This is a genomic window from Amycolatopsis jiangsuensis, assembly GCF_014204865.1.
GTDB lineage: Bacteria > Actinomycetota > Actinomycetes > Mycobacteriales > Pseudonocardiaceae > Amycolatopsis > Amycolatopsis jiangsuensis.
The window spans coordinates 3,486,628-3,497,538 of record NZ_JACHMG010000001.1; the positions used below are offsets into that span (position 1 = coordinate 3,486,628).

The following is a 10,911-nucleotide window of genomic DNA, read 5'->3' on the forward strand; positions in this document are numbered from 1 at the left end:
GGAGCCTCAGGCGTCGTAGTCGACGGTCACCCGGTCCGAGACCGGGAAGGACTGGCAGGTCAGCACGAAACCGGCGGCCACCTCGGCTTTCTCGAGCGCGAAGTTGCGGCGCAGATCCACCTCGCCCGCCACGACCTTCGCCCGGCAGGTGCCACACACCCCGCCCTTGCAGGCGAACGGCAGGTCGGGCCGGAAGCGCTGCGCGCCGTCCAGCACCGACGATTCACGCGGCAGGCTCATCGTGGTCGAGCGGCCGTCCAGCACCAGGGTGACTTCCGAGGACGCACCGGCCACCGCCGGGTCGACGTGCTTCACCGGCTCCGGCGGGACCTCGTCCACATAGAACAGTTCCTGGTGCACCTTGTCCTCGGGCACGCCGAGCCCGGCGAGCAGCTCCTGCGCGCCGCTGACCATGCCGAACGGGCCGCACAGCCAGAAGTGGTCCACGTCCTCCACCGGAATCAGCGAGCCGAACAGTGCCGCCAGCTTGTCCGTGTCGAGCCGGCCGGTGAACAGCTCGGCCTCCCGGGGTTCGCGGGAGAGCACGTGCACCAGCTCCAGCCGGGCCGGGTGGCGGTCCTTCAGATCGGCCAGCTCATCGGCGAACATCACCGTGTCGGTGCGGCGGTTGCCGTACAGCACCGTGACCGTGGCGTCCGGCGCCGCCAGCAGCGAAGCGGCGATGGACAGCACCGGCGTGATGCCCGAGCCGGCGGCGATCAGCACGTGGTGCCCGCCCGCGGTGAGATCCGGGGTGAACGATCCGGTGGGGGCGCCGACGTCGATGGTGTCGCCGGGCCGCACCTCGTTGACCAGCCAGCTCGAGAACACCCCGTCCGGGACGAGCCGCACGCCCACTCGCGGCCGCTCCCCCGCCGCGGCGCAGATCGAGTACGAGCGGCGCTCGTCGCGGCCGTCGACGACCCGGCGCAGCGTGAGTGACTGGCCGGCCGCGAAGGCGTAGGTCTCGGCCAGCTCGGCGGGCACGTCGAAGGTGACCGCCACGGCGTCGTCGCAGAGCCGCTCGACAGCGGCCACCCGCAGCGGATGGAAGCCGGTACGCCGGGAAACTGTGGCGGTCACTCAGATCTCCTTGACGTGTTCGAACGGCTCGAGACAGCTTCGGCAGCGCCGCAACGCCTTGCACGCCGTGGCGCTGAACCGGGACTGTTCCTCGGTGTCGGGCGAACCGCAGTGCGGGCAGGCCACCCGGCGCACGGACGGGCCGAGGGTCAACGGGATCGGCCCCTCCGCCCGGCGCGGCGCGGCACCCGGCGGCGCGATCCCGGCCTCGGCCAGCTTCCGCCGGCCGTGCTCGCTGATCCAGTCCGACGTCCACGCCGGCTCCAGCACGGTACGGATGTCGATCTCGGTGTAGCCCGCGCCACGCAGCGCGTGCTCCAGGTCGTCCCGCATGGTGTCCATGGCCGGGCAACCGGTGTACGTCGGCGTGATCGCCACCGTGACGCGGCCGTCCTTTTCGGACACTTCACGCAGCACGCCGAGGTCGGCCAGGGTCAGCATCGGCAGCTCGGGATCGGTCACGGTGGCGGCCACCTTGGCGGCCGTGGCAGGAAACGCTTCGGTGGTCACCATTTCGCCCCCGGCATCGCACGTGCCACGCTCTGCAGCTCGGCGAGCAGGAAGCCCATCCGCTCGGTGTGCACGCCGTCGCGGCCGGTCCGCCCGGACACGCCGGCGATCGGCCCGCGCTCCGGACGGTCCACAGTGGCCACCGCAAACGCCTGATCCAGCACTGCATCGAACTCCGGACGCAGCGTCGCGGCGTCCACCAGCTCGTCCGGATGCATGGCGAACAGCTCGTCCACGTACGGCCAGACCTCGTCCAGGCCCTCCTGCATGCGCTCGCGGGACAACGGCGTGCCGTCGCCGAGCCGGACCAGCCACTGCGCCGCGTAGTCGCGGTGGTAGGTCAGCTCCTTGACCCCTTTCACCGCGATCGACGAGAGCACCGGGTCCACACTGGACTCGAGCCGCTGGAACAAGGCCAGCCGCCAGGTGGCGAACACGAACAGCCGCGCTATCAGGTGCCCGAAGTGGCCGCCGCCCAGCTCGGCCAGGCGCACGTTGCGGAACTCCTGCTCACCGCGCAGGAACGCCAGCTCGTCCTCGGTCCGGCCGGAGCCGTCCGCCTTGCCTGCGCGGGCGAGCAGCAGCCGGGCCTGCCCGAGCAGGTCGAGGCCGACGTTCGCGATCGCGACCTCGTCCTCCAGCTCCGGCGCGTGGGTGACCCACTCCTGCAGCCGGTGCGAGAAGATCAGCGCGTCGTCCCCCAGCATCAGGCAGTAGGCAGCCAGCCGTGCACCGTCCACTCCGGACGGTACGGACGTGTCCACTCCGGACAGCGGGTCCTCGAACCCGCTGCCGAACGCCCAGCGCGCGTCGTTGTCCTCGGTGATGGCTTCGTAGACGTTATCGAAAGACACAGCACGACACCCTTTACATGTGCGGAACGTTGTCGGGAATGTCGTAGAACGTCGGGTGCCGGTAGACCTTGTCCCCGCTGGGCGCGAAGAACGGATCCTTCTCGTCCGGCGACGACGCGGTGATGTCCTCCGCCTTGACCACCCAGATGGACACGCCCTCGTTGCGCCGGGTGTAGAGATCTCGCGCGTGGTGCAGGGCCATCTCGTGGTCGGCGGCGTGCAGCGAGCCGACGTGCACGTGGTTCAGCCCGCGCTTGCCGCGCACGAACACCTCGTACAGCGGCCAGTCGTGCTTCATGCCGAAACCTCTTTCTTCGCCGCGTGAGCCACGGCAGCCTCACGCACCCACGCGCCGTCCTCGTGCGCGCGGCGCCGGTGCGCGACCCGCTGCGCGTTGCACGGGCCGTTGCCCTTCAACACGTTCTTGAACTCGTCCCAGTCGACTGCGCCGAAGTCGTAGTGCTCGCGTTCGGCGTTCCAGCGCAGGTCCGGGTCCGGGAACCGCACGCCGAGCGCCTCGGCCTGCGGCACGGACATGTCGACAAAGCGCTGCCGCAGTTCGTCGTTGGTGTGCCGCTTGACCTTCCAGGCCATCGACTGCGCGGTGTTGGGCGAATCGGCGTCCGGCGGGCCGAACATCATCAGCGACGGCCACCACCAGCGCTCCACCGCCTCCTGCACCATCTGCCGCTGCTGCTCGGTGCCCTTCATCATGGTCATCAGCAGCTCGTAGCCCTGGCGCTGGTGGAAGGACTCCTCCTTGCAGATCCGGATCATCGCCCGCGCATACGGCCCGTAGGACGACCGGCACAGCGGCACCTGGTTGCAGATCGCCGCGCCGTCCACGAGCCAGCCGATCACGCCGACGTCGGCGAAAGTCAGCGTCGGGTAGTTGAAGATCGACGAGTATTTCTGCCCGCCGGTGATCAGCTTCCCGGTCAGCTCGGCGCGGTCGGTGCCCAGGGTTTCCGCGGCCGAGTACAGGTACAGCCCGTGCCCGGCCTCGTCCTGCACCTTCGCGAGCAGGATCGCCTTGCGCCGCAACGAGGGGGCGCGGGTGATCCAATTGCCCTCGGGCTGCATGCCGATGATCTCCGAATGCGCGTGCTGCGCGATCTGCCGGATCATGGTCTTGCGATAGCCCTCGGGCACCCAGTCCCGCGGCTCGATGCGCTGGTCGCGTTCGATGGTGTGCTCGAAGTGCGCTTCCAGTTCGGGCTCTGCCACAGCGGTCACGGCTGCTCCTTCGAGACGAGGGTGAGCACGTCGTACTTGGCCACCGAGTCACCGTCGGCGTTCGTCACGTCGGCGTCCCAGCGGACCTCGCCGTAGTCCTGGTCGATCCGCGGGGTGATCTGCTTGGCCGTGAGCGTGACGGTCAGCGAGTCGCCGACCTTCACCGGCGTCAGGAACCGCAGGTTCTCCAGCCCGTAGTTGGCCAGCACCGGTCCCGGTTCGGGCGAGACGAACAGCCCCGCGGCGAACGACACGACCAGGTAGCCGTGTGCCACGATCCCGCCGAACAGCGGGTTCGCCGCCGCAGCCTCGGGATCGGTGTGCGCGTAGAAGGTGTCGCCGGTGAACTCGGCGAAGTGGTCCACATCGGACTGCGACACGGTGCGGGGCCCCGCCGTGACGCTGTCGCCGATCTTCAGCTCCGCGAGCGACTTGCGGAACGGATGCACGTCGTCCTCGGTCCGCGGCGCGCCGGCGACCCAGCGGCCGGTCACCGCGCTCAGCACCGTGGGGCTGCCCTGCACGGCGGTGCGTTGCAGGTGGTGCAGCACCCCGCGGATGCCGCCCATCTCCTCACCGCCGCCGGCGCGTCCCGGACCACCGTGCACCAGCTGCGGCATCGGCGAACCGTGCCCGGTGGACTCCTTCGCGTCTTCGGAATCCAGCACGAGCAGCCGGCCGTGGTAGGGCGCGGCGCCGAGCACGACCTGCCGCGCGAACTCCGGGTCCCCGGTCACGATCGATCCGGCCAGGCTCCCGCCACCCCGTGCGGCCAGCTCGACCACCTGCTCGACCGAGGTGTAGGGCAGCAGCGTCGACACCGGACCGAACGCCTCGACCTCGTGCGGTTCGGCCCGCTCCGGATCGGCCTTGAGCAGCACCGGCGACAGGAACGCGCCGGTCGCCTCGTCCCCGTCCACCACGTCGACGTGCTCCGGATCGCCGAACACGACACTACCCGCGTCGAGCAGCGCCTTCAGCGAACGGCGGACCTCCTCACGCTGCTCCAGGCTGGCCAGCGCCCCCATCCGGACACCTTCGGACGACGGGTTGCCCACGGTCACCTTCGCCAGCCGCGCACTCGCCGCGGCGGCGACGTCGTCCAGCATCTCGGCCGGCACGAACGCGCGGCGGATGGCCGTGCACTTCTGGCCCGCCTTGACCGTCATCTCGGTGACGAGCTGCTTGACGAACAGGTCGAACTCCGGTGTGCTCGGCCGCGCGTCCGGCGCGAGAATCGAGCAGTTCAGCGAATCGGCTTCGGCGTTGAACCGGACCGCGTTGCGCACGACCGCCGGATGTGCCCGCAGCTTCTGCGCGGTGGACGCGGAACCGGTGAACGACACCAGATCCTGCGCGGTGACGTGGTCGAGCAGGTCACCGGCACTGCCCGCGACGAACTGCAGCGAGCCCTCCGGCAGGATGCCGGACTCGACGATCAGCTCGACCAGCCGCGCGGTGAGGTAGGCGGTCTGGCTGGCCGGCTTGACCAGGCTGGGCACGCCGGCGAGGAACGCGGGCGCGAACTTCTCCAGCGGACCCCACACCGGGAAGTTGAAGGCGTTGATCTGCACCGCGACCCCACGCAGCGGTGTGGCGATGTGCTGGGCGACGAATGTGCCGCCCTTGCTCAGCGGCTCCACCGCACCCTCGACGTACACGGTGTCGTTCGGCAGCTCTCGCTTGCCCTTCGAGGCGTAGCTGAACAGGACTCCGATGCCGCCGTCGATGTCGAACTTGGAATCACCCAGCGTGGCACCGGTCCTCGCGGACAGCGCGTACAGCTCGTCACGGTGCTCACGCAGGTGCGAGGCGAGCGACTTCAGCAGCGCGGCACGCTGGTGGAACGTCAGCTCACGAAGCGCAGGACCACCGACGCGGCGGCCATATTCCAGCGCGCGGGCGAAGTCCACCCCCTTCGAGGAGATGCGCGCGACCTCCTCGCCGGTCGCCGCGTCGTGCAACGGGGCGCCCTCGTCCGGCGCCGTGTGCCATCCCCCCGAGACGTAGCTGCGGAGCAAACCCATGCCGACCCTCTCGCCGAATTACCAACCGGACGTTCAGTAATTCGCATGGTAGCCGGTTGCGCGCCCGATCGGAAGCCCAGGGAAGCTTGACAGCGCGGGGTAACCCGCTTTTACTGAGCGCATCCGCGAATTACCGGCCATTCGGTCAGTAAGTTACGCACCGCGCAGGAGGGTCGCCGCCGCTGTGACACGCAACGCCGCACACACCATGTTCGAGGTCGACGAGGCCTCCCGCGCGCTCGGCATCGAACTCGCCGAAGCGGGCGACGGCCGGGCCGTGGTCACCATGACGATCACCGAATCGATGGTCAACGGCCATGCGATCGCGCACGGCGGGTACCTGTTCTTGCTCGCCGACACCGCGTTCGCCTGCGCGTGCAACTCCCACGGACCGGTGACAGTCGCCTCCGGCGCGGAAATCTCGTTCGTCGCGGCCGGACGGCTGGGCGACCGCCTCGTCGCCACCGCCGCCGAGCGCACCCGCTACGGCCGCAACGGCATCTACGACGTCACCGTGCACCGGGAAACCCCCGACGGTCCCGAGGTCGTCGCCGAGTTCCGCGGCCGCAGCCGCGTCATCGAGAAGACCCGGGAAAACGCATGAGAGACAGCGCCGAGAAACTGAGCGCGGACGAGCTCGCGGCCCTCCAGCTGGAGCGGCTGCAGTGGACCCTGCGGCACGCGTACGACAACGTGCCCTTCTACCGCACGAAGTTCGACGACGCCGGGGTGCACCCGAGCGACTGCACCGAGCTGACCGACCTCGCGAAGTTCCCCTACACCACCAAAGCCGACCTGCGGGACAACTACCCGTTCGGCATGTTCGCCGTGCCGCAGCAGGACGTCCGGCGGCTGCACGCCTCCAGCGGCACCACCGGGAAGCCGACCGTGGTCGGCTACACCGAGAGCGATCTGGACGTGTGGGCCACCGTGATGGCCCGGTCGATCCGCGCCGCGGGTGGGCGGCCCGGGCACAAGGTGCACGTGGCCTACGGCTACGGCCTGTTCACCGGCGGCCTCGGCGCGCACTACGGCGCGGAGAAGCTGGGCTGCACGGTGATTCCGGCCTCGGGTGGGATGACCGCGCGGCAGGTGCAGCTGATCACCGACTTCCGGCCGGAGATCATCATGGTCACCCCGTCGTACATGCTGACACTGCTGGACGAGTTCGAGCACCAGGGCGTGGATCCGCGGGCGACCTCGCTGAAGGTCGGCATCTTCGGCGCGGAGCCGTGGACCGAGCAGATGCGCGCGGAGATCGAGGAGCGGTTCGCCCTCGACGCGGTGGACATCTACGGGCTGTCCGAGGTGATGGGGCCGGGGGTGGCGCAGGAGTGCGCGGAAACCAAGGACGGATTGCACATCTGGGAGGATCACTTCTTCCCGGAGGTGATCGACCCGTTCACCGAGGAGGTCCTGCCCTCCGGCGCCCAGGGCGAGCTGCTGTTCACGTCGCTGACCAAGCAGGCGCTGCCGGTCATCCGCTACCGCACGCGGGATCTGACCCGGCTGCTGCCGGGCACCGCGCGCCCGGCTTTCCGGCGGATGGAGAAGGTGACCGGACGCAGCGACGACCTGATCATCCTGCGCGGGGTGAACGTGTTCCCCACGCAGATCGAGGAGATCGTGCTGCGCACCGCCGCGCTCAGCCCGCACTTCCAGCTCGTGCGCTCCACCCGTGGCCGGCTGGATCACCTGACCGTACGGGTCGAGGCCGCCCGCGACGCGTCCGGCGCGGACCGGGACACCGCGGCGGCGGCACTCATCGCGGGCGTCAAGGACGGGGTCGGGGTCAGCGTGACGGTCGAGGTCGTCGATCCGGACACGCTGGAGCGATCGCTGGGCAAGATGCGCCGGGTGCTCGACGAACGGGCCCGCGGATGAGCACCGGCCCGGCCCGGCGCGGGCGGCCCGGCTACGACCTCGAATCGCTGTTGCAGGTGGCGGCGAAGCTGTTCAACGAGCGTGGGTACGACGGGACCAGCATGGAGGACCTGTCCCGCAAGCTGGGCATCACGAAATCCGCCATCTACCACCACGTGCCGGGCAAGGAGGAGCTCCTGCGGCTGGCGGTGGACCGGGCACTGGACGGGCTGTTCGCGGTCGCGGACGAGACCGCCGAGCTGGCCGGGCCCGCGATCGAGCGGCTGGAGCACCTCGTACGCGGCAGCGTGCTGGTGCTCGCCGACCGGCTGCCGTTCGTGACGCTGCTGCTGCGTGTGCGCGGCAACACGAAGGTCGAGCGTGCCGCGCTGGCCCGCCGCCGCGAGTTCGACCACCTCGTGACCGACCTGGTGAAACAGGCGGAAGCCGAGGGCGACGTCCGGCCGGACCTCGACCCCGCCGTCGCGGCCCGGCTGCTGTTCGGCACGGTCAACTCGCTCATCGAGTGGTACCGGCCCCGCCGTGACTCCCCGGCCACCGACCTGGCGGACGCGGTCTGCAAGATGGCTTTCGAGGGGCTGCGCGCTTGACGCCGCTCACCCGCCGTGGCGGGCCTGCCAGTCCGCCCGCCACAGCTCGTATTCGACCTCGCCCTCTTCGGTGCCCGGGAGCGGATCGTCGAACTGCGGGTGGAAGGTGCGCAGGTAGGCCAGTCCGGCCTTCTCCAGCACGCGCCGGGAAGCCAGGTTGACCGCCATGGTCTGCGCCCAGACCCGCTGCACGCCCAGTTCGGCGAATCCCCGGCCGATCAGCGCGCGGGATCCTTCGGTGGCGTAACCGCGACCCCAGGCCGAGGCTTTCAGCCGATAGCCGAGCTCCACCTCGGTGGTACCGCCGTCGGCCGGCGGCTGCAACGACAGCCAGCCGAGAAACTGCCCGTCCGAACGATCGTGCGCGGCCCAGCGCCCGGCCGGCCCGAGTGCGTAGTCGCGCAGGATCGCGGGCAGTACCCGCTCCGCGATCTCCGCACGCGGGGTGGGGTTCCCGGTCAGGAACCGCATCACCGCCGGATCGCGGTCCAGCTCGACCAGCGTGTCCACGTCGGCTTCGGTGAACCGTCGCAACCGCAGCCGCTCGGTTTCCAGAACCACGTGCACGGGCGGTACCTTTCTCCGCGGGAGGAACCAGTGTCACCGGGTGCCGCCGCGCCGTCCACGGACTTACTCAGTCGGCCTGCCACAGCAACGCCGCCCGCAGTTGTTCGATGAGCAGTTCGTCGTCCTCCTCGCTCGGGTCGGCACCGAGCGGGATCCAGCGCTGCGCGACCAGCTCCCCGTTGTCGTAGCGGCTGATCAGGATACCCGCGTAGGACAGCGCGGCACCGTCGCAGCGGACGTGCCGGCGCTGGAGGCACACCGAGGCCCGGCGCCCGGACCTGCCCGGGCTGTGTTCACTACCGTCCATCGTGCTCCTGACCGTGGGCGTTCGCTCGATCCGTCGCACGGCGGGGCGGGGAAGTTACCCGCACGCCGTTCCGGTTGGGTAACGGCACCGCCCGCGGAGGACCAGGTGCCCGCCCGGTTGACAACCGCGGTCACCGGCGGCGAGGCTGGCCGGATGACAGGCGGACCCCGCCGCCGGCTCGAACCGGCGCAGCGCAGGGCCGAAATCCTGGCCGCGGCACGCACCTGCTTCGGGGCCGGCAGCTACTCCACGGTGTCCACTTCGGACATCGCGGAGGCGGCCGGGGTGGCCCGGCCGCTGATCAACCACTACTTCGGCGGTAAACGCGAGCTGTACCTGGAAGTGGTGCGGCAGCTGATGATCGTGCCCGCACCGGTGGTCGACGCGTTGCCCGACGGGCCGGTCCGGGCCCGGCTCACGGTCGGCATCGACCGCTGGATCGACGTGGTGGAGCGCAACCGCGACGCCTGGCTCACCGTGATCGGCCCGGAGGCCGCCGCGCACGATCCGGAGGTGGAACGGATCGTGCTCGAAGCGGACGAAATCGCCGCCGACCGCGTGCTTTCCGCGGCGCTGATGACCGACGTCGCGCACGGCCGTACCCCACTGCGCGCGATGATCCGCGCCTACGGCGGAATGCTGCGGGCCGCGTCCCGGGAATGGCTGGTCCGCGGCACGCTGCAGCGTCCGGAGTTGCGCACCTTCCTCGTCGAATCACTGGTGCAGCTGCTCGAGGTCACCTACCCGGCGGTACTCGCGGAACCGAGCGCCGGACGTACGCGGCCGGAGTCGTCCCCGTCCACCGCTTGAACGCGTAGATGAAGCTGGACGCCTCCGCGTACCCCAGGCGCAGCGCGACATCCTCCACCGACAGCACGCCGGTGTTCAGCATTTCCTCGGCCAGCGCGTGCCGGACCTCGTCCAGCAGCTGACGGTAGCCGGTGCCGGCCTCGGTCAGGCGGCGGCGCAACGTCCGGGCGCTCATCGTCAGCTGCCGCGCGATCGCGTCCATCCCGGCGTCCACCCCGCCGAGCCGCACCAGCCGTTCCCGCACCAGCTGCGCGGTACCCGACCGCCTACGGCGGCGGGCGACGAGCTCGTCGCACTGCGCGGCACACAACGCCACGGTCTGGTCGTTGGCCTGCGGCAGCGGGCGGTCCAGCAGCGCCGGGTCCAGCGTCGCCCGGTGCTGCTGTGCGCCGAACTCGGGGGCCAGCCCGAAAACGTCCACATAGGAATCCACAGTGTCCGGTACGGGATGCCGGAACTCCAGACGCCGCAACGAGATGTCCGGAAGCAGGTCCCGCATCACCGTGTGGATCGCGGAAAGGTCACGCAGGACCAGGAACCGCGCCACGTCTGGGGGAACCCGCGCGTCGTCCAGGACCAGTCCGACGCCGTCGCCGTCCAGCTCGACGTGCGGGATGCAGAAGGTGAAGCTCAGGTCCAGATACCGCAGCGCGAACTCCATCGCGTCCCGCATGGTCGTGCTGCTGATGCAGGCGAACCCGAAGATGCCGAAAGTGGACGCGCGATAGCGGCTGCCGAGATCGAGCGCGACGTCGTCTCCGGAGCCTGCCGTCGAGCACAGCGCGCGCACCACGGCCAGCTCCTGGTGGGCGTCGAGCTGCCGTTCCGGGGCACGCAGCTCCTCCGGCGACGTTGCGGGCAGCAGCCGTTCGGGCGCAATCCCGCGTTCCTCGGCGAACCGCAGCATGAGCAGCACGCTCGCGGTGCCGCGCGGGTAGTCCCAGTCCCGGATCGCGGGGGCGGCCAGCTCGGTCATGGCCGGAATTATGGATCAGGACCCGCGTCGCGTCGACCGGTACCCGGCGGACCCGCACCTGGCCGGA

At 70.2% G+C, this 10,911-nt stretch carries 13 protein-coding genes; 4 read left to right on the forward strand and 9 right to left on the reverse strand.

From position 1 onward, the window contains the following. Nucleotides 1-6: 6 nt before the first annotated feature. From paaE to paaZ, 6 genes are read right to left on the reverse strand one after another with little or no spacing between them, the layout of a single operon-like run. Nucleotides 7-1,083: a 1,2-phenylacetyl-CoA epoxidase subunit PaaE gene (paaE, locus tag BJY18_RS15340; protein WP_184780626.1), complete on the reverse strand. Its 1,077-nt coding sequence runs from the start codon at nt 1,081-1,083 to the stop codon at nt 7-9. Further along, a complete protein-coding gene (gene paaD, locus BJY18_RS15345; protein WP_184780627.1) occupies nt 1,084-1,596 on the reverse strand; it encodes a 1,2-phenylacetyl-CoA epoxidase subunit PaaD in 513 nt (170 codons plus the stop codon). After that, complete coding sequence (paaC, locus tag BJY18_RS15350) at nt 1,590-2,447, reverse strand: 1,2-phenylacetyl-CoA epoxidase subunit PaaC (RefSeq protein ID WP_184780628.1); 858 nt, start codon at nt 2,445-2,447, stop codon at nt 1,590-1,592. The genes paaD and paaC overlap by 7 nt, the downstream gene beginning before the upstream one ends. A 13-nt stretch (nt 2,448-2,460) precedes the next feature. Then, complete coding sequence (gene paaB, locus BJY18_RS15355) at nt 2,461-2,745, reverse strand: 1,2-phenylacetyl-CoA epoxidase subunit PaaB (protein WP_184780629.1); 285 nt, start codon at nt 2,743-2,745, stop codon at nt 2,461-2,463. Then, the gene (gene paaA / locus BJY18_RS15360; RefSeq protein ID WP_184780630.1) at nt 2,742-3,683 is read right to left on the reverse strand and encodes a 1,2-phenylacetyl-CoA epoxidase subunit PaaA; all 942 of its coding nucleotides are present in this window, start codon (nt 3,681-3,683) and stop codon (nt 2,742-2,744) included. Before paaA ends, paaB begins: the two co-directional genes overlap by 4 nt. Further along, complete coding sequence (paaZ, locus tag BJY18_RS15365; protein WP_184780631.1) at nt 3,680-5,710, reverse strand: phenylacetic acid degradation bifunctional protein PaaZ; 2,031 nt, start codon at nt 5,708-5,710, stop codon at nt 3,680-3,682. Before paaZ ends, paaA begins: the two co-directional genes overlap by 4 nt. Before the next feature lie 208 nt (nt 5,711-5,918). Between paaZ and paaI the strand changes: the two genes are divergently transcribed. Genes paaI through BJY18_RS15380 form a run of 3 tightly spaced genes read left to right on the forward strand, consistent with a single transcriptional unit; the run spans nt 5,919 to nt 8,184 of the window. Beyond that, nucleotides 5,919-6,314, forward strand: a complete 396-nt coding sequence (gene paaI, locus BJY18_RS15370) for a hydroxyphenylacetyl-CoA thioesterase PaaI (RefSeq protein ID WP_184784632.1) — start codon at nt 5,919-5,921, stop codon at nt 6,312-6,314. After that, nucleotides 6,311-7,594, forward strand: coding sequence for a phenylacetate--CoA ligase PaaK (gene paaK / locus BJY18_RS15375; RefSeq protein ID WP_184780632.1), 1,284 nt, complete (start codon nt 6,311-6,313; stop codon nt 7,592-7,594). Before paaI ends, paaK begins: the two co-directional genes overlap by 4 nt. Continuing rightward, nucleotides 7,591-8,184 carry a TetR/AcrR family transcriptional regulator gene (locus BJY18_RS15380; RefSeq protein WP_184780633.1) on the forward strand — a complete coding sequence of 198 codons (594 nt, stop codon included), beginning with the start codon at nt 7,591-7,593 and terminating at the stop codon, nt 8,182-8,184. The genes paaK and BJY18_RS15380 overlap by 4 nt, the downstream gene beginning before the upstream one ends. 6 nt (nt 8,185-8,190) lie before the next feature. Here the strand turns inward: BJY18_RS15380 and BJY18_RS15385 are convergent, their stop codons facing one another. Then, nucleotides 8,191-8,751, reverse strand: a complete 561-nt coding sequence (locus tag BJY18_RS15385) for a GNAT family N-acetyltransferase (protein WP_184780634.1) — start codon at nt 8,749-8,751, stop codon at nt 8,191-8,193. Nucleotides 8,752-8,818: 67 nt separating this feature from the next. After that, complete coding sequence (locus tag BJY18_RS15390; protein ID WP_184780635.1) at nt 8,819-9,058, reverse strand: hypothetical protein; 240 nt, start codon at nt 9,056-9,058, stop codon at nt 8,819-8,821. A gap of 153 nt (nt 9,059-9,211) precedes the next feature. Here BJY18_RS15390 and BJY18_RS15395 point away from each other — a divergent pair, with 153 nt between their 5' ends. Continuing rightward, nucleotides 9,212-9,868, forward strand: coding sequence for a TetR/AcrR family transcriptional regulator (locus BJY18_RS15395; protein ID WP_184780636.1), 657 nt, complete (start codon nt 9,212-9,214; stop codon nt 9,866-9,868). On the opposite strand, the gene BJY18_RS15400 is transcribed toward BJY18_RS15395, so the two are convergent. Further along, nucleotides 9,795-10,844 carry an AraC family transcriptional regulator gene (locus BJY18_RS15400; RefSeq protein WP_184780637.1) on the reverse strand — a complete coding sequence of 350 codons (1,050 nt, stop codon included), beginning with the start codon at nt 10,842-10,844 and terminating at the stop codon, nt 9,795-9,797. The genes BJY18_RS15395 and BJY18_RS15400 overlap by 74 nt on opposite strands. Between the last annotated feature and the right edge of the window lie 67 nt (nt 10,845-10,911).